Origin of the sequence: Rossellomorea sp. DA94 (assembly GCF_029834455.1) — a bacterium.
GTDB classification, from domain to species: Bacteria; Bacillota; Bacilli; order Bacillales; family Bacillaceae_B; genus Rossellomorea; species Rossellomorea vietnamensis.
This window is the reverse complement of sequence record NZ_CP122397.1, coordinates 4276063-4294947: the sequence shown is the minus strand read 5'-3', so window position 1 is coordinate 4294947 and position 18885 is coordinate 4276063. Positions and strand designations below refer to the sequence as shown.

General features: G+C 43.0%; 16 protein-coding genes. 12 read left to right on the top strand and 4 right to left on the bottom strand.

Annotation, left to right across the window (positions count from 1 at the left end):
• Nucleotides 1-6: 6 nt before the first annotated feature.
• The 9 genes from P8596_RS22200 to P8596_RS22160 all read left to right on the top strand — a co-directional run bounded on the left by P8596_RS22200 (nucleotide 7) and on the right by P8596_RS22160 (nucleotide 10975).
• Nucleotides 7-1275 carry an ABC transporter substrate-binding protein gene (locus tag P8596_RS22200; RefSeq protein ID WP_060672761.1) on the top strand — a complete coding sequence of 423 codons (1269 nt, stop codon included), beginning with the start codon at nucleotides 7-9 and terminating at the stop codon, nucleotides 1273-1275.
• A gap of 99 nt (nucleotides 1276-1374) precedes the next feature.
• Nucleotides 1375-2277, top strand: coding sequence for a carbohydrate ABC transporter permease (locus P8596_RS22195; protein ID WP_279725177.1), 903 nt, complete (start codon nucleotides 1375-1377; stop codon nucleotides 2275-2277).
• Nucleotides 2278-3108 carry a carbohydrate ABC transporter permease gene (locus P8596_RS22190; protein ID WP_060672759.1) on the top strand — a complete coding sequence of 277 codons (831 nt, stop codon included), beginning with the start codon at nucleotides 2278-2280 and terminating at the stop codon, nucleotides 3106-3108.
• 85 nt (nucleotides 3109-3193) lie between these two features.
• Nucleotides 3194-4183 (top strand): LacI family DNA-binding transcriptional regulator, encoded by a 990-nt coding sequence (locus P8596_RS22185; RefSeq protein WP_060672758.1) that lies wholly within the window; start codon nucleotides 3194-3196, stop codon nucleotides 4181-4183.
• 171 nt (nucleotides 4184-4354) lie between these two features.
• Nucleotides 4355-6154, top strand: coding sequence for a glycoside hydrolase family 2 protein (locus P8596_RS22180; protein ID WP_279725176.1), 1800 nt, complete (start codon nucleotides 4355-4357; stop codon nucleotides 6152-6154).
• 65 nt (nucleotides 6155-6219) lie between these two features.
• Nucleotides 6220-7386, top strand: coding sequence for a galactokinase (locus P8596_RS22175; protein ID WP_159363000.1), 1167 nt, complete (start codon nucleotides 6220-6222; stop codon nucleotides 7384-7386).
• Nucleotides 7387-7401: 15 nt separating this feature from the next.
• Nucleotides 7402-8391 (top strand): UDP-glucose 4-epimerase GalE, encoded by a 990-nt coding sequence (galE, locus tag P8596_RS22170; RefSeq protein ID WP_279725175.1) that lies wholly within the window; start codon nucleotides 7402-7404, stop codon nucleotides 8389-8391.
• 16 nt (nucleotides 8392-8407) lie between these two features.
• Nucleotides 8408-9898, top strand: coding sequence for a UDP-glucose--hexose-1-phosphate uridylyltransferase (gene galT, locus P8596_RS22165; protein ID WP_279725174.1), 1491 nt, complete (start codon nucleotides 8408-8410; stop codon nucleotides 9896-9898).
• A gap of 33 nt (nucleotides 9899-9931) precedes the next feature.
• Nucleotides 9932-10975, top strand: a complete 1044-nt coding sequence (locus P8596_RS22160) for an aldose epimerase family protein (protein ID WP_279725173.1) — start codon at nucleotides 9932-9934, stop codon at nucleotides 10973-10975.
• A gap of 70 nt (nucleotides 10976-11045) precedes the next feature.
• Here P8596_RS22160 and P8596_RS22155 read toward each other — a convergent pair whose 3' ends face one another.
• Both P8596_RS22155 and P8596_RS22150 read right to left on the bottom strand, forming a co-directional pair.
• Nucleotides 11046-11807: an SDR family oxidoreductase gene (locus tag P8596_RS22155; protein WP_279725172.1), complete on the bottom strand. Its 762-nt coding sequence runs from the start codon at nucleotides 11805-11807 to the stop codon at nucleotides 11046-11048.
• 91 nt (nucleotides 11808-11898) lie between these two features.
• The gene (locus P8596_RS22150; protein ID WP_279725171.1) at nucleotides 11899-12108 is read right to left on the bottom strand and encodes a hypothetical protein; all 210 of its coding nucleotides are present in this window, start codon (nucleotides 12106-12108) and stop codon (nucleotides 11899-11901) included.
• Nucleotides 12109-12902: 794 nt separating this feature from the next.
• On the opposite strand from P8596_RS22150, the gene P8596_RS22145 reads away from it, so the two are divergent.
• The 3 genes from P8596_RS22145 to P8596_RS22135 all read left to right on the top strand — a co-directional run bounded on the left by P8596_RS22145 (nucleotide 12903) and on the right by P8596_RS22135 (nucleotide 16351).
• Nucleotides 12903-13889: a hypothetical protein gene (locus P8596_RS22145; RefSeq protein ID WP_279725170.1), complete on the top strand. Its 987-nt coding sequence runs from the start codon at nucleotides 12903-12905 to the stop codon at nucleotides 13887-13889.
• Nucleotides 13890-14139: 250 nt separating this feature from the next.
• Nucleotides 14140-15504 (top strand): TcaA NTF2-like domain-containing protein, encoded by a 1365-nt coding sequence (locus P8596_RS22140; protein ID WP_279725169.1) that lies wholly within the window; start codon nucleotides 14140-14142, stop codon nucleotides 15502-15504.
• 13 nt (nucleotides 15505-15517) lie between these two features.
• Nucleotides 15518-16351 carry a DUF6574 domain-containing protein gene (locus P8596_RS22135; protein WP_279725168.1) on the top strand — a complete coding sequence of 278 codons (834 nt, stop codon included), beginning with the start codon at nucleotides 15518-15520 and terminating at the stop codon, nucleotides 16349-16351.
• A 132-nt stretch (nucleotides 16352-16483) separates the two neighbouring features.
• On the opposite strand, the gene P8596_RS22130 is transcribed toward P8596_RS22135, so the two are convergent.
• Nucleotides 16484-18334, bottom strand: coding sequence for a zinc ribbon domain-containing protein (locus P8596_RS22130; protein WP_279725167.1), 1851 nt, complete (start codon nucleotides 18332-18334; stop codon nucleotides 16484-16486).
• Between the two features lie 145 nt (nucleotides 18335-18479).
• Nucleotides 18480-18803, bottom strand: coding sequence for a DUF2628 domain-containing protein (locus P8596_RS22125; RefSeq protein WP_159362990.1), 324 nt, complete (start codon nucleotides 18801-18803; stop codon nucleotides 18480-18482).
• Nucleotides 18804-18885: the final 82 nt, after the last annotated feature.

Genomic DNA, 18885 nt, shown 5'->3' with positions numbered 1-18885 from the left:
TAATCAATGAAAAAAAAGAAATTACTTGGTGTTGCTTTATCGGCGGCGCTGGCAATCAGTTCATTAGCAGCGTGTTCCGGTGGGGATTCCGCTTCAGGCGATGAAGCAAATGGCGATTCAAAGAAAATAACGTTCTGGACCCCATTCTCAGGAGCGGATGGTCCTCGGATGAAAAATATCGTGAAAAGCTACAATGAATCTCAAGATGAATATCAAGTAGACATGCAGATCGTTCCGCAATCCGACTACTATAAAACAGTGGACGTTTCCTTCTCAGGTCAAAAGAATGCTCCGGACTTAATGATCATGCATACTGACCAATTAACGAACTATGTGGATAAGAACCTTTTGAAAGATCTTGGTGAGACTGTTTCTGAAGCAGGCATCAAACCTGATGAATACTCTGAGACTGCCTGGAAGGCCGGGTCGATTGATGGGAAGCAGTACTCCATTCCTTTGGATATCCACCCGTTGATCATGTATTACAATAAAGACCTTTTCAAGGAAGCGGGATTGGACCCTGAAAAAGCGCCAACCAACCGCGAAGAGTTCCTTGATTATACGAAAAAGTTAACTGATGAATCGAAAGGTCAATACGGCTATGTAGTACCGACTCTTTGGCCGAACCAGTTCATTTACCCGACAATCTTCTTCCAAAATGGAGGGGAACTGATCGCTGATGGCAAGCCGAACTATAATAGTCCTGAAGGCGTGGAAGCGCTGCAATTCATGACAGACCTGATCCACAAGTACAAGGTATCTCCTCAGAATGTTCAGCAGGACGGGGAAGTCACCCTTTTCCTTCAAGGAAAAAATGCGATTCAGTTCAATGGTCCCTGGATGATGGAACAGTGGGATAAAGCTGGCATTAACTATGGAGTGGCTGAGGTTCCTCAACTTGGAACAGAACAGCAGGCCGTGTATGCGAATGGACATAATTTTGTCATCCCTGCATCTGTAGATAATAAAGAAACGCTGGCGGGCATCAACGACTTCTTAAAGTTCACAGCTGAAAATGCAATGGAGTGGGCGAAGTCAGGCCAAGCTCCGGCATCGAAAGCGATATATGAAGAAAATGAAGAGTTTCAAAAAATGGTACAACAGCCGATCGTTGCGAAATCTTTCGAATATGCTAAGTTTGCTCCTAGAGTGGCAAACTGGGGTCAGGTTTCTGAGCCGCTTTGGGCAGAAGTCAACCTCGCTCTGCTAGGCAAAAAGGATCCTAAGCAAGCATTGGACGATGCAACGAAAAAAGCCGAACAAATCATGAAGTAATCATTCGTTTAGGGGGGAGGCAGGTGGAAAGCACTTGCTTCCTCCCATTCTCATTTAACGAACGCGGGTTCATTGATTTAAATAAAAGGAGGGAATCTCATGCAGAAAAACTCGTGGAAATCAAAGCTGACATCGAGTCTGTTTGTTTTACCATATCTCATACTGTTTTCGATCTTTCTCGTAGCCCCTATAGTATATGGAGTATGGATTAGTCTACATAATTGGGACCTTCTCAATCCTGTGAAAGAATTTGTTGGGCTGAAGAATTATATGAATATCTTTGATTCTGAATCCTATTTACACACCCTATTCTTTGAAGGGTTAAAGAACACGTTTATCTTCGTCATTTTCAGTGTTCCTCTATTGGTCATCATCGGCCTTGCTCTGGCTTTGCTGCTCAACAGCCTGCCCCAAAAAATCAAAGGCCTGTTCAGGACCATGTACTTTATCCCTTATTCTGTTTCCGTATCCATTGTCGCGATCATCTGGCTGTGGATTTTCGATACAAATAGCGGTCTTATCAATCAGTATCTACAGAAGCTTGGGGGGAGTCCCATTCCCTGGCTGACGGATTTGCCATGGGCCTGGGTCTCGATTATCATTGCCACGTTGTGGTGGACGATCGGCTTCAACATGGTCATCTTCACCAATGCCCTGAATGATGTGCCGGAAGAACTCTATGAAGCAGGATCCCTGGACGGTACGAACAGCTGGCAGCGTCTCATCCATATCACTCTTCCGACGATTAAGCCGACCATGATCTTTGTGATCCTGACTTCCACCATCGCTTCGTTCAATGTGTATGGACAACCTTATCTTATGACACGTGGTGGCCCGGGTACTTCTACACAAGTCTTGCTGATGAATATCGTCGAAGAAGGATTTAATCAAAGGCAACTTGGGAACGCTGCTGCCATGTCGATCATGATGGCTTTGATTATGATCGTCATCTCTATCATTCAATTCCGGATAACCAGAGAAAAGAAAGCAGGTGCCAGATAAATGAAAAACAAAGGGTTAAATGTTCTATTAATTGCTGTCGCAGTGGTCATTGCCATTTTCTTTATCGCCCCTTTATTCTGGATGCTCGCTACATCATTTAAAACGGACCAGGAGGCGTTCACGGCTGGAATCAAGTGGCTACCGGAAGTGTTTACCCTGGAGAATTATACGTATAGTTTAAGCGGCGGTTCAGATACACCCGTATTCGCTTGGATGACCAATTCCCTGTTGGTCGGAATAATCGGTACGCTGATTGTATTGTTTGTTGATACTCTTGCTGCATATGGATTGGCGAGACTTGATATCCCATTTAAAAAGCTGTTATTTGGCCTGTTTATCGGTTCCTTGACCATTCCATGGGTCATCACGTTCCTTCCCCTTTATATGGGATTCAATAAGGCTGGCCTCCTGGATACATATGCGGTTTTGATCCTGCCGTATTCTTCGAACGCATTTGGGGTCTTCCTGTTGTATCAATTCTTCAAAATGTTTCCGAAAGAACTTGAGGAAGCGGCATACCTCGATGGAGCCAATAAGTGGCAGGTCTTTACCAAGGTGGCGCTTCCTTCAGCGCGCCCGGTCATCTGGACATTGGCAATCTTCACTTTCATGATGATCTATAATGACTTCCTGTGGCCGTTGCTGACGACAAGCTCACCTGAAATGAGGACGATTACGACCGGTATTGCCATCATGCAACAAGGAAGCTTCGTTTCCTCTCCGGGAAGATTGATGGCATTGACTGCCATTGCCACCATCCCTGTTGTCGTCATCTTTATCATCGGACAACGTTCCTTTATCAAGGGTGTCACCCAGACAGGGATCAAGTAATATTGGGCAAAGATATCCTTCCTTTTTAAAGGCGGATATGAAAAAATTAATATAAGAAGAATAAAGGAAGAATGGATTGGTATAAATGGCAACTATTAAAGATATTGCGGAGAAAGCAAATGTTTCCATCGCTACAGTTTCCCGGGTGTTGAATTATGACAGCACCCTTTCTGTGGCGGATGACACGCGAAAAAGAATTTTCGAAGTGGCAGAATTGCTCTCATATAAACGTCGTGCCGATCGTAAAGCAGCGCCGTCAAAGTTTGCGATCGTCCATTGGTATACGGAAAAAGAAGAGCTGGAGGACCTGTATTATATGTCCATACGCTTTGGGATTGAAACCCGCTGTCAGCAGCTTGAGACGCAATGGGTCAAGTATCTCTATGATGATCTGGAAGAAGTGAAGCAGGAGAAGATACAGGGTATCATTGCAGTGGGGAAGTTCAGTGAGACGCAGGTACGGACCATGGCCGGCATTACAGACAATATTGTCATTGTCGACCACAGTTCAGAAGACGAATCCTTCGACTCGGTGACGATCGATTTTGAAAAAGCGATTAAGAAGGTATTGAATTACTTTGTGGAAAAAGGCCATACCTCAATCGGATATATAGGCGGACGGGAATCTTATAAAGATCAATCAGGTGAAATCGAAGATCTCCGGGAGAAATACTTTCTCGCATTTGGTTTGAGTAGAAACATTGTGGATGAACGCTTCATCTACAGGGGAACATTCACGGTAAATGATGGGTACCGACTCATGAAAAAGGCGATCGCAGAGCATGGTGATCAGCTTCCTACAGCATTTTTCATGGGGAATGACCTCATTGCCATCGGTGCGATACGCGCCTTGCATGAAGAAAATATTGCCGTGCCGGAGCGGGTGAATGTGATTGGATTGAATGATATCAGTGTGTCCAAGTATATATACCCGACATTAACGACTCTTAAGGTCCATACGGAGATGATGGGAGAGGTTGCCGTCGATTTATTGATGGAGAGAGTGGTAGGTCGGAAAGTAGGAAAGAAAGTATTTATCAGTACGGAGCTCATTAAAAGGGAAAGCAGCTTCTAAAACATAAGGAAACCATAGACGCGGATCTATGGTTTTTTTATTTAGTAAAAATACTGCGTTTAATTTTACTAAAACAATTGACGATTTTTTACCAGTTCTATAAAATGGGGTTGTACACGCTTTCATATATAACTAAGAAAATACCATATATAGATAAAAGGAGAGAACGTGATGAAGACGTATCGCCAAGAATACCCAAGGCCGCAGTTCGTTCGTGATAACTGGATTAATTTAAACGGGACCTGGTCATTTGCCTTCGATGACGAAGGAGTTGGCTCTCAGGAACGATGGTATGCCCACCAGGCAGACTCATTTGATAAAGAAATCCAGGTGCCGTTTGCTTACCAAACGAAGTTAAGCGGGATAGAAGACCCTTCCTTTCACGACACGGTTTGGTATAAAAGAGAATTCGAAGTCCCAAAAGAGTGGCATGGCCAAAACATCGTATTGCACTTCGGTGCGGTGGATTACCGGGCCTGGGTATATGTGAACGGTCAGCTCGTTGGCTCCCATGAAGGAGGACATATCAACTTTTTATTTGATATAACCGATTCATTAAAAGGCGGAAGGGAAACGATTGTGGTAAAGGTGGAAGACCCTTCAGAAGACGAAACCATCCCGCGTGGTAAACAGTCCTGGTTGGAAGAGTCTGCATCCATCTGGTATACAAGGACGAGTGGAATCTGGCAGACCGTCTGGATTGAACCGGTCTCCCGTACTCGGATCGACAAGCTTAAGTGGACCCCTGACGTGGATAATGGCCGTGTGAAATTGGATACTGAACTCGCAGGGAACTATGAAGGAAAGAAACTGGAGGTCGAGATCAGTTATAAAGGTCAGAGGATAGTAGAAGATTCGATCCTCCTACACGAGTCATTCACCAGCAGGATCTTCGATTTGTATAACTTAAAGATCTTCCGTACCGGATTTCATCATGACGGTTGGAACTGGACACCGGAGAACCCGAACTTGTTTGATGTGCTGATGACGGTTAAAGATGGCAGCCAAGTTCTGGATCAGGTAAGGACCTATTTCGGGATGAGAAAGGTCCATACAGAAAACGGGATGGTGTATTTGAACAATAAGCCGTACTACCAGAAACTTGTCCTCGATCAAGGGTACTGGGCAGACGGGCTATTGACGGCACCGTCGGATGAGGATTTGAAGAAGGATATTGAACTGGCGAAGGAAATGGGCTTCAACGGTTGCAGAAAGCACCAGAAAACGGAGGATCCCCGTTTCCTTTACTGGGCTGATCAGCTTGGATTCCTGGTATGGGGAGAGTGTGCTGCAGCGGCTTCATTTAATGATCAGGCTGTTGCCCGATTAACGAAGGAATGGATTGAAATCATTGAACGGGATTATAATCATCCTTCCATCATCGCATGGGTTCCATTGAACGAAAGTTGGGGGATCCCTGGAGTCAGGGCCGATCATCATCAACAGCATCATTCCCTGGCAATGTACCATCTCCTTCATTCCCTTGACGGGACAAGGCTTGTCATTTCAAACGACGGATGGGAACTGACCAGGACGGATATCTGTGCGATTCATAATTATAACCATGGTTCTGAACAGGAACGGGAAAAGTACGAAAAATATAAAGAAGAGTTGAGAACGAAAGAGTCGATCCTTGCATCGATGCCGGCCAAGCGCAACATTTATGCCAATGGATTTTCCCATCAAGGTGAACCCATCCTGCTTACTGAATATGGAGGGATCGGCTTTAGAATAGGGGAGGATGAAGGTTGGGGATATACCTCTGTTGCGAATGAGGAAGAATTCATAAACGATTATCAAAGAATTATGGAAGCCGTTTATCAATCAAATGTTCTTCATGGCTATTGCTATACACAGCTGACGGATGTTGAACAGGAAATCAACGGAATCCTTACCTATGACCGAAAGCCTAAATGTGACCTGAGAAAGATCCGGGCAGTAAACGATATGTGGCATTCAGAAACGATTTAAGAAAAACGGGGACCAATGAAGTTGAACAGGTCCCTTTTTCTTAACAGCGAGAGAGGATGTATACGATGGAGAAAAAGGAACTAATCGATCATTTTTATCAAATATATCGGAAGAAGGACAAGTTGAGGATGTTTTTTTCACCTGGACGGATCAACTTGATTGGGGAACATACTGATTACAATGGAGGCTTTGTATTCCCGGGTGCCATTACATTTGGAACCTACGGGGTGGTCCGTGAAAGGCCGGACCGGAACGTGTGTCTGTATTCGACGAACTTTCCTGAAAGGGAAATCATAAAGTTTTCGTTGGACTCATTGGAATATGAGGACGAACATGGCTGGGCGAATTATCCCAAAGGAATGATCAACTATATCCAGGATGCATATGGAACGATTCCGAGCGGATTCGACATGCTGGTATGTGGAAATATCCCGAACGGAGCAGGCCTATCCTCTTCAGCATCCCTCGAGTTGCTCATGGGTGTGGTGCTGGATGAGTTATTCCGATTAAATATGGAACGGATTGAAATGGTGAAGCTTGGTCAAAAGACAGAAAATCAATTTATCGGTGTGAACAGTGGGATCATGGATCAGTTTGCTGTGGGGATGGGCAAGAGGGACTGCGGAATCTTGCTGGACTGCGACACGCTTCAATATGAATATGCCCCCTTAAACCTTACTGGTCACAAAATCCTGATCATGAATACAAACAAGAGACGTGAATTGGCCGATTCCAAATATAATGAGCGCAGGGCTGAATGTGAAGAAGCGCTTCTCCGTCTAAAAGGTAAACTGGATATCCAAGCGTTAGGCGATTTAACAGAAAAGCAATACGATGACCATCGGGAATTGATTGCTGACCCCACTTTGAAAAAGAGGGCAAAGCATGCCGTCTATGAGAATGCCAGGACGATAAAGGCCCTGCATTCTTTACGAAAAGGGGAATTAGGTGAGTTTGGCCGATTGATGAATGAATCCCATATCTCACTCCGGGATGATTATGAGGTAACTGGAGTGGAATTGGATACGTTGGTGGGAGCAGCTTGGGATCACGCGGGTACCTTGGGTGCCAGAATGACAGGTGCGGGATTTGGCGGATGTGCCATTGCCCTTGTTGAAAATGATCACGTGGAGTCCTTCAAAAACGAAGTCGGACGTCAGTATAAATCAAAAATCGGTTATGAAGCCACGTTCTATACAGCGAGTATCGGTGATGGAGCGAAAGAATTGTAAAGGGAGATGGAGCAGATGAGCATATTAGTATTGGGAGGAGCCGGTTATATCGGTTCGCATGCCGTTTATCAGCTGATTGACGAAGGATATAACGTGGTTGTCATGGATAATCTGCAAACCGGACATGAAGACGCAGTTCACCCTGAGGCTGAATTCTATCAGGGTGATATCAAAGATAAAGAGTTTTTAAGAAATGTTTTCAAAAAAGAAAAGATAGATGGGGTCCTTCACTTTGCAGCCAATTCTTTGGTTGGGGAATCCATGGAGAAACCACTCGAATATTTTGATAACAATGTGTATGGTACACAAGTATTGCTTGAAGTCATGAAGGAGTATGGAGTGAAACATATCGTCTTCTCTTCCACGGCTGCAACTTACGGTGACCAGGATGTCGTTCCGATCACAGAAGAATTGCCAACGATTCCAACCAATGCCTATGGGGAAACCAAGCTGACCATGGAGAAAATGATGAAATGGTGCGACCGGGCTTATGGTATGAAGTATGTTGCTCTCCGCTATTTCAATGTAGCGGGTGCCAGGAAATCAGGGGAGATCGGTGAAGATCATACGCCGGAAACCCATCTCATCCCCGTCATTCTCCAAGTTGCCCTTGGAAAGCGTGAACATATCTCCGTCTTCGGGAATGATTATCCTACAGCAGATGGGACATGCATCAGGGACTATATCCACGTGGAAGACCTGATCGAAGCACATATCCTGGCATTGAAATACTTGCAAAATGGTGGGGAAAGCGATGTCTTTAACCTCGGAAGCAGCAAAGGGTACTCGGTATTCGAAATCATCCATAGTGTACGGGAGGTAACGGGTCATCCGATCCCTCAAGTGATTGATCAAAGGCGTGCGGGAGATCCCGCGATACTTGTGGCCTCATCGGAAAAAGCGAAACGTGTGCTTGGATGGAATCCATCCAGAAATAACATACACCAAATTGTTGAAGATGCGTGGAAGTGGCATGTGGCCAATCCGGCAGGGTATAAAAAGTAAGGGAGGAGTGGACAAGGTGGATATTTATTCAATGATTCAAACTCTCCTGAACCGAGGAATAGATCTTGGACTAATAGAAGAGTGTGACGAAATGTATGCCCGAAATCAGCTGCTTTCCTTATTGAATCTTGCCGATTTTCCTGAAAAGGTGGAAGGATCAGTGGATGTCCGAATTCCGGATCTGCTCGAAATGATCCTGCAGTATGCTGAGGACCATCATATCGTTGGCGAACTGGATGCAGAAAAAGACATTCTCTCGAGCAAATTGATGAATGTCCTCATTCAAAGGCCGTCGGATGTCAACAGACGTTTCTATGAGTACTATGAAGAGGATCCGAAATGTGCAACCGATTACTTCTACCAGTTGAGTCAGAACAGCAACTATATACAAACAAAGAATATCGCTAAGAATATCAATTATAAAACAGAAACGATGTATGGGGATTTGGACATTACCATCAATCTCTCAAAACCGGAGAAAGACCCTCGCCAGATCGCTTTGGAAAGGGAAAGGAAACACTATGTGACCTATCCGAAATGTCTGCTATGTCCTGAAAACGAAGGGTATGAGGGAAGAATCGGACACCCGGCACGATCCAATCACCGGGTGATAGGTATGACACTCGGACAAGAGCCATGGTATCTTCAATACTCGCCTTACGTGTACTACAACGAGCATTGCATCGCCCTGTCAAAGGAACATCGGAATATGAAGGTGACACCTGAAGCATTCCGCCGTTTGCTTGACTTTGTGCATATGTTTCCACATTACTTCTTGGGCTCGAACGCTGATCTTCCCATTGTCGGTGGATCAATCCTGTCCCATGACCATTACCAGGGAGGAAACTATCAATTTGCAATGGAGAAAGCACAGGAAGAGTTCGCTTTCGAATTGCGTGATCATCCGGACGTCGCTGCGGCCACTGTCAAATGGCCGATGTCGGTCATAAGGCTCCGTTCTGGCAACCCTGACAGTCTGGTGGATGCCGCAAGTCGGGTCCTGCACGAGTGGCAAGGCTATTCCGATGAAGAGGTGGATATCCTGGCATTTACAGATGGGACACCACATAATACTATTACACCGATTGCCAGGCGAAACGGCGAGGATTACGAGCTTGATCTAGTGTTGCGAAATAATCGGACAAGCGAGGAACACCCAATGGGGATCTTCCATCCTCACAGTGATGTCCATCATCTCAAGAAAGAAAACATTGGGTTGATTGAAGTGATGGGACTCGCCGTGCTGCCTGCAAGACTGAAATCAGAGCTTGAAGAAATGGAAAAGTACTTAATCGGAGAAGAGAATGGACTAAAGGAATATCACCAAGAGTGGGCAGACGACATCAAAGCACGTTATGGAGCGGGACTTCATGGAGAAAATGTCCGTGCCGTTCTTCGACAAGAATTAGGAAGCAAGTTCCAGCGGATCCTGGAAGATGCCGGTGTATTCAAAAGGAATCACAAGGGAAGGGAAGCCTTTCAGAAATTCTGTAAGCTATTTTCCTGAACAGTGGAAGTATTGAATGGAGGAGAGACGGCAATGAATCTAGCAATCTCGGAATTTGGTGAACGGGAAGGAAAGAAGATCCTCGCCCATACCATTAGGAATTCATCGGGTATGGAAGTAACAAGCATCAATTATGGATGTATCATCACTAAGATCATTGCGCCGGATCGTAACGGCAAACGAGAAAATATCGTACTGGGCTTTGATACACTTGAAGAGTATGACCTTCATTCCCCCTATTTTGGAGCGGTCATCGGACGCCATGCCGGCCGAATTGCGGGAGGACGTTTTACGTTGGATGGCATCGCCTATCCGTTGGCCCAGAATGATGATGGGAACCATCTCCACGGAGGCAGTACAGGATTTGATAAATCAATCTGGGATGTGGAAGTACAGGAAGGGAAGGGTTCACTCAGCCTGATCTACCATCTCCTGAGTAAGGATGGGGAGGAAGGATACCCTGGTAACGTAGAAGTGAAGGTTATGTATACACTGACAGAGAAGAACGAACTATTTTTTTCCTATGAGGCGGTCTCTGATAAGCGGACGATTCTGAACATGACAAACCATACTTATTTCAATTTAAGTGGGAATGCAAAAACGACGATCGAGCAGCATGAACTGATCCTCAAAAGCAATCAATTCCTTGCTTTAAACGAATCCTTGATCCCGACAGGAGAAGCAGTCGATGTAGCGGGAACGGACTTTGATTTCCGGACCGGCCGGAAGATCCAGGATGGCATTGAATCCGCTCATACTCAAAACCAGCTGGCAGGGAACGGATATGATCATCCCTTTTTATTGGAAAAAGGGGAAGAACAAATCCACTTGACCGAACATGAAAGCGGCCGGACGTTGCGTATGGAAACAAATCAGCCTGCAGTGGTTCTTTACACAGGAAATCAACTCGAGGAAGATTTTGAAATCAGAGGGACAAAGTCGCAAAGCTATCTGGGTTTGTGCCTGGAGACACAAGGAATACCCGATGCCATCCACCATCCCCAGTTCCAAACCACCGTAATCGAAAAAGGGGAGCCTTACAAATCTATCACCAAACTGACATTTGGTACGGTTTAAGGAAGCGGGGGGACGGTTCTTTTGCTGCTTATTGGAAGCAGGAGAACCGTTCCTATGCTTCTATTGAAACCTATCTCCCAAGCCATCCCCCGTCAACAGCCAACAAATGCCCATGAACATACTTTGAAGCCTCCGAAGCTAAATAAACAACGGTCCCCTTAAAGTCATCCGGATTTCCCCATCGATCGGCTGGAATCCGATCAAGGATCTGTTTGCTTCTGATAGAATCATCAATTAAGGCCGTATTCATATCAGTAGCGATATAACCTGGAACAATTGCGTTCACATTGACGCCCTCTTTTGCCCATTCATTCGAGAGGGCTTTCGTCAGTTGTGCCACACCGCCTTTGGCTGCTGCATACGCCGGAACGGTCAATCCTCCTTGGAATGATAGAAGGGAGGCGGTATTGATGATTTTGCCTCCACCTTGTGCCACCATGTGACGACCTGCCTCCTGACATAATAGCCAGACCACTTTTAGATTGATATTCAGCACATCATCCCAATCCGACTCAGGGAACTCAACAGAAGGCGAACGACGTTGAATGCCAGCATTGTTGACTAATATATCAATCTGCCCAAAGGTCGAAATCACACCGGGAATAGCGGATTTCACTTCTTCTTCCTTTTCAAGATCGCATGGAATAATAGAGCATTTTCTACCAAGCTGTTCGATTTCTTCTTTTACATCCGTCTGCTCTGGATTCCTCTGAAGTAAAGCAATATCCGCTCCAGCCTCTGCCAGAGCCACTGCCATGGACCGGCCGATTCCACGTGTAGCCCCTGTAATGGCGGCTACCTTGCCGGTCAAATCAAATAAGTTATTAGTCATATGTATCTCTCCTTCTGCCATTATAGTAATCATTCAATCAAACTAGGAGTAAATGTAACAATAGGGATTGATATTCGTCACAAAGGCACCCCTATACTTGATTGAATGAATGAGCCCTTCTTCCTCCAGGCCCTAAGTGCTTCCTGTACAGGCACCTGACTGATACCAAGTTTTTTTTCACTTCCGTTTCCGCAATCCGGTCGCCGGGTTTGAGCTTCAGCATAATATTATCCTCTGAAAGTTTTTTTTTTACTTCATCCTTGAGGGAGACAAGCGTATTCATTTTTGTTGGTTTTGACATTTACCACAGTCCTTTGTGGCAATTAGATTTGTGAGGTTATATATAATGAATTGTATTGTATATAATGAGTGGTTGCAATGGGGGAGCAGGGGGCGGTTCTTGTGCTTTTAATTGATTGGGAAGCGTCAGAACGGTCCCCATTGCTCTGGAGTGATCAGATGTGGCTTCGCTATCAGTTAAACAAACATTTGATTATCTGATAGGAACGTTGCATTTACGGTTTTTGTGAAGGTAAAAGGTTGTTTAATAGGTTTTAGAAAACATCGTGGGTCCACAGGAATCCACCAGTCTTTTACCACACTATTAAAAGGGCCCCTTTCAAAAGAAAAAATGCTCGTTCCTAAAGATCATTAGAATTTCTACTGCCTTGATTTAGAATCGGATGAATTACACTTCCATCTCTTTTCTTAATCAGTTCCATGTCTTGAATTTTCGTTGAATTTGATGATCAGTGAATAACGCAGGTGATAAAGGACTCTTTTATATGAAGCCGGAATTTTTTTCTACTAAGGGCTTTCGAGTCTTGGCTGGTATGTCTTCTTTACAGTTGAAATAAATCGAGTGTTCGTAATAATGAATAAAAAATAGGTATAAAATGTAAAAAAAGTAAGTAACACTGAGTTTTAAAGAGTAAAAAGGCGAAAATAGTTCTTTTTAACGAATTTTTTACTAAATTTCGAGTTTTTCAACCTGTGTCTTTTGTCATATACTTGGGTTGTAAGTTCGTTATAAAGAACTAAATGAGGTTTTTAAACGAACTAAATATGAATGAAAACACAGGAGGAATGGAAAAGATGGCATTTGGAGTATTGAGTACAAAAGTAGTAGCAGGAGTATTAGCAGGTACAGTAACATTAGGGGCGGTTGGCCTTACATTTAATGGAGCAGGCACAATCGACAACGTAAAAAGCCAGTTGGATTCAATGAAAGATAAAATTGTTCAATATGAAGCTTCTGAAACTTCTCTATTCGAAAAATTCGGCATGCTGAAAGAGGATGCTAAAAATAAATTGACCTTTGCAAATGGAAAGATTGTAGAGGCTAAAAATAAGATTAATGACCTCGAAGCAGAGAAAAGCCTCAAAATCAAGGAACTTTCAAAGATGACCGCAGAAAGAGATGCTTTGATTGCTGAAAGAGACCAGCTGACTACAGACCTGGAAGAAGCGAACAAAACAATTGCAGAAAGAGATGCTGAGATTACCAGTTTAAAACAAGCTATTTCTGACTTGGAAGGAAAGCTTGCAGCTCTTCAATCGGAGTACGATACTCTTCTCGAAAATTACAATGCTCTGGTAGCTGAGAATGATGAATTGAAAGCAGAAGCGAACCGCGCAAATGATGAGGTGGATAAAGCTAATAGTAAAGTTGCTGAATTGGAAGCAAAATCTACTGAGGTTGAAGAAGCCACTGCTGATGCTCAACCAATGACCCAAGATGAGCTGGATGCTGTTGTACCTGTAGCGGAACCAGAAGTGTTCGATGCTGAATTAGTAGTTAAGAATCTTAACTTGACCTACATTCAAGATGGCCAATCTCCAGAGTTTAAAGCTGCTCACCCTGACCTTGATATTAAAGAAGGAGATAGAGTATGGAGAATAACGAACAACAACGACTTCAAAGTGTATGTTGAGTACCGAATGGCTGGTGGAGGGACTTCAGGTGAAATACTTGCAAACCCGAGTCAAACATTTTATATGAGTGGTCAAGGTGGGACGATGATTATCAAGTGGCAAGATGAGAATGGAACATGGAAAGAAACAGTAAAAGCAGGGGCATAAGGAAACAATTTTTTATAGGATAGTGTGGTATTTCTCAAGAGCATTCTTTCTACTTTAGTAGAAAAGAGTGCTCTTTTTTTCTTTTGCGTCTTTAAGGGGAAATTGTTTTAACCTGTAAAGCTTATATATTATCAAAAATAGGTATAATGAACCATTTTATATAGTAAATAATACCCAAAAAAGGAAGCGTATAGTGATATAATAAAATCTGCTTCAAGGTGAAGGAAGTTTTTAAGAAGGGGGACGAAATTTGAGTTATTGTACAGCATGTGGAAAATCACTAAAGAATAACCCGGCTTTTTGTGAAAGTTGTGGAGCAAGGAGGGAGGTGACAAAAGAGGAGTCGATCAAGAGGGTTCCTAAGACTCCAATGTCTAAGAAGAAGAAGGTATCTCTGTCCATTGCGGGTATTTTAGTCGTAGGTCTGATTAGCACTCATATGATACTATCCTCAATTTATGATCCTATGAAAAATATTCAATCAATGGACAGTGCCATGACGGGTAATAGTGAAGAAGGCTTCCTTGAATACATAACGTTTGATAAAGATTCATTATTAAATAAGAAACAGTATTTTTCTTATATAAAGACCTTGGATTGGGAAGGTATGAGGGAACAATTGGTTTCCATTACAGAGAGTGATCTGAAATTTGATGCTTTTGTTAAGGATCAACGCGGTCATGATGTATTCAAAGTAGAGAGACAATCCATTTTGGGTCTTTATGAAACGTATGACATTGAAGCGGTTCCCAATCAAGTCTTCATTACGACGAATATGGAACCCGCCACGTTTAAGATTGGTAATAAAACGGTGAGTGTGAAAGACAGCAGTGAACCTTTTGAGGTGGGTAAAGCCTATCCTGGCACGTATCCGGTAAAAGCCGATGCCGCTAATCTCTACGGAGAATTTTCCATAGAAGATGATATCGAAGTGAAACCGACGAAATCTGGTGACTCTAAGCATAATCTTGACTTTAACGGGGATACATATGCGATTGATACCAATTTCCCTGAAGCAGTCTTATTTATAAATGGGAAAAGCACGAAGAAGACGCTGCAAGAGCTGGAGTATCTTGGGCCATTTCCGGAAGATAAGGAAGTGACCATGTTTGCGGAATTGTCGCAAGCAGATGGGAAGACTTTAAAGAGTGATGAGGTCACACAAGATCAAGGGTCATGGGGAAGTCTTTCTTTCTTATTTGCAGAGGACAACGATAACCTATCTGCGGACTCATCAATTACTATGGAAGAAGCCAATCAGTTTGTTCTCGATTTCAGGGATTCATATGAACAGGCTTTGAATACTCGGGACTATACGTTGATTTCTTCCTACCTGCTTTCCGGAAGTTTAGCAGAAGAGGAATTGGTTGAGTATATAGGAGATTTGCAGGATAAGGATTACTCCTATGATTTCAGAGACAATACAATCTTGAATTCTCAAGAGGCCGAAGAGGGCACATTTGAAATTACCACAAACGAGAGTTTCATTTTCACCAATCATCTCGGAGAACAGACTACATATGATCGTGAGAAAATATATACCATCATAAAAGAAGATTCATCGTTTAAAATTAAGAAAATTGATATTCATGATACCGAACGAAATGAGATATAGTGGAGGGAACAAAATGATGAAATGCACGAAATGTTTGAATGAACAGGACTCTGGTAAGTTCTGCGGAAAATGTGGAGCCGGTTTAATGGAGACTGAAAATAACCATCAGCCAAGTGCTTACGAAGAAGTTGCTGCCGCCTCGGAGACAGTTACAAGAGAGCCGGTTCAAGTAAATGAAAGTGTGACGAAGGCTAAGGAAAATGTATCTAAATACTGGAATTATGCGTTACAAGTTCTGAAAAAACCTTCTGTAGCATTAGAGGGTGGAGATCACCAGTTTGTTAATGGACTTATTACGATTGGCCTTTTTGTCATAGCTTTCTCACTAAGCATCTATTTTTTGGTGAATAAATTATTTAAAGCGATGTTCGGTGGACTTGGAAGTATGTTCTCTGAGGATGGGATGGGAACACAATCTTTGCCGTTTTTCCATCTTACATCATCCCTCTTTATGTTTTCCCTGATTTTTATTGTGGGAGCGCTGATTAGTGTGTTTCTGGCAGGGAAATTGATGTCTCAAGGGTTTTCTCTGAAAGAGTTGCTGGCTCACTTCGGTGGCGTTCTCGTTCCATTTGCTTCATTGAATATAGTAGCGATTCTTACTGGCTTAATGGGTTCAGTTCAATTGACACTTATTCTGACAGGGGTCTCACTTCTTTATGCGATTGTCATCATGCCGGCAATAGTTGTGTACGATAGAGCAATGAAATATCAATCGTCAGTTAACAAGGTATACTTGGCTGCGGGAGCGTCTGCGTTATCTATGTTCATTACTTACCTGGTGATTCGCACGAGTGTGATGGAGTTTATGGATGAGATTGGTTCTTTGGTGAATATAGGGTTTTAGTAGACTGATTCAGATTGATAACCATTAAGTTTGAATTCATTTATTATCCTAAAAAGAAGCACGGGGACGGTTCCCGTGCTTCTTTTTATTATGAGGAAACTTCAGAGCCGTCCCGTTGCCTTCCATGCTTGCTTACAGATCCCTACTATCTACTTCTTCAGTGGATACCAGATCATACATCTTCAAGCCATCATCTGTAGAAGTTATTTTGTACTTGCCTTCAAATGCCTTGTATTTCCCTGAGTTGTCATTGTAATAAATATTGTATTCTTCCGTTGTATAAACGTAGTAAGAGCCATTTTCCAATGGTTCGACTTTCTCGATGTCAACGTTGACGAGATCCTCGGTTATTCCTTTTTTCTCAAGGTGGTCGATATAATCTTTAACCGTTTTTGAATAGGCGGAAGAGGAGTCTATATCATCTGATAGAATTGAAAAGTCACGATTGTTATATGCTTGAACGCCATTAGATATAAAGGATTCAACAAAGGACTCCACATCATCGCTGACTTGTTTTTGAGAAATATTACTATAGGCAGGCGCAGTCTCCATTTGCTTCTTCAGTGCGCCTTTATCAATATCAATCTTTTTAGCGTTGCTTTCATCAAAATTCCAGACGGATGACCAAGAGGCGACACTCCATTTTTTACTTTTTGCTGAATAGCTTAAAGAGTAGTTACTCACATCCCTCTCTTCTGACAGTGATAGGGGATCTCCTGAATACACATAGTCTTTCATCCATTCTGCGTGGATCGGCAGAGTGGCCATCCATTCACCGTCCTCTTCCTCCAGATATAGGGATTTTAAATCCACTTCCAGGTCTGTAATGTATCCGAATGTTTTCCAGTCATCCCCCGTTAACTCTTGAAAGGAAGAAGAAACAAAGGATGGTACTTCGTTGGATTCCTCTTTAAGGTACTTTTCATCTTGATAGGCAAGGGCTTTGGAAAGGTTGAGGAAGTATTGTTTCAGCCCTGCCACGACCTGATCCTTTTGTTTGTCGCTCAACTTCAATGGCGCCTCCAGTACATTGTCATCAATGGCCAGGGTATCGGATTGGATCGCTCCGAAAGCCATGTCTTTCTTTACTTGCACCTTCATGGAACCATCTGTAAGAACCGGGCCGATTTCGGCGGTGTTGTCTTTTGTGGTCTTCATCCCTGTGTCCTTTCCGTTCACCCAAACGGAGGCACCTTCACTATTCGTATGGACCGTTGTATAGTCGATGTCGAAGAAAAGATCTGTGTCCGTTTGTCCGACATGTTGAATATCAACTTCCTTTTCCAACTCCATGAAATCAGAGGTAAGGACTGCCTTGACTTTATATGCTCCAGGTATGAATGTCCCGAAATTGACACTATCGCCCTCTCTGGATAGGGGTTTGATTTCTTTTCCGTTGACGTAATAACGAACGTCATCGTAATTGGTATAAACCGTCATGGGGGTCGACTCCATGATGAAATCATAATTATCGTAGATCAGAAACTTCTTTCCTCTTTTTTCAAAGGTGATCAGCTGGTTGGGAGACTCAAAATCATCATTGGCTTTAACTGTATGGGCATCAGCCATTTCTACACTGCTATGTAATTGTGTTATCAAGGCATCTTTTTGATCCGGGTTTTCTTTTAAATAGGTAAGAAGGGCCTGAACATTTTTCTTTGTAACCTTTTCAGAATCTTTTCTCGAATCAAGAATACGGGTTAATTCATCAATATTGCCTGTTTCTAAGTTTTCCTCGAAATCAGCCATCAGGTTTGATTTATCCGTTAGGGAGTCGCCTACTTTATATAGCGATATACAGGCAATGAAGAAAAGAAGAGCTGCTCCGATGATGATTTTTGTTTTTAAGGTTAGTGTTGAAAAGGAAGAGATGCTGGTTTCTTTTTTAGTAAGTGTTTCTTTCCCGCTTATATTTGCCCCACAGCTGGTACAGTGGGGGGTGTTTCCTTCTATTTTTTTTCCGCATGAAGTGCAAAATTTCAAAGTGACTTCTCCTCTTTATACATATTTAGTGGTTATTTTTAAAGTAAGCGTTGTAATGTTATACATGATTAAAAAATGAGCCATAAAAATACCACTCCAGAAAAAACGGAGCGGCAATAGGAACGAAAGATCATGAAGATCTCTATTAAACTGCTTTTGACAAACCGGAAATGATTCCTCTGGATTGTAGTTCACTTCTAGTGGTTTCATCAGCAGGTCGGTATCCTTTTTCAAGTAGATCTTTTATAAAGATTTTATTATATACAAATGAGAATATGATTCCTGGTATCCACGCACCAAATCCAAATGTAAAGGCACCGACAATTGCAGCTGTAATGAACATAATGGCAGCCCACTTTAAATCTCCTCTAATAAGGGCAGGGAAAAACCCAAAAAAGAAAGTCGTCCAGCTGAATCCAATCTTCACTTCTTTTGTAACTCCCGCTTCGTTTTGTAATCGTGCTTTCACTCTACATTTCTCCTCCTTTAGTTATAGTACTTTAGTATTGTATCATAATTTATTCAAAATATAACTATATTTTCCTATTCAA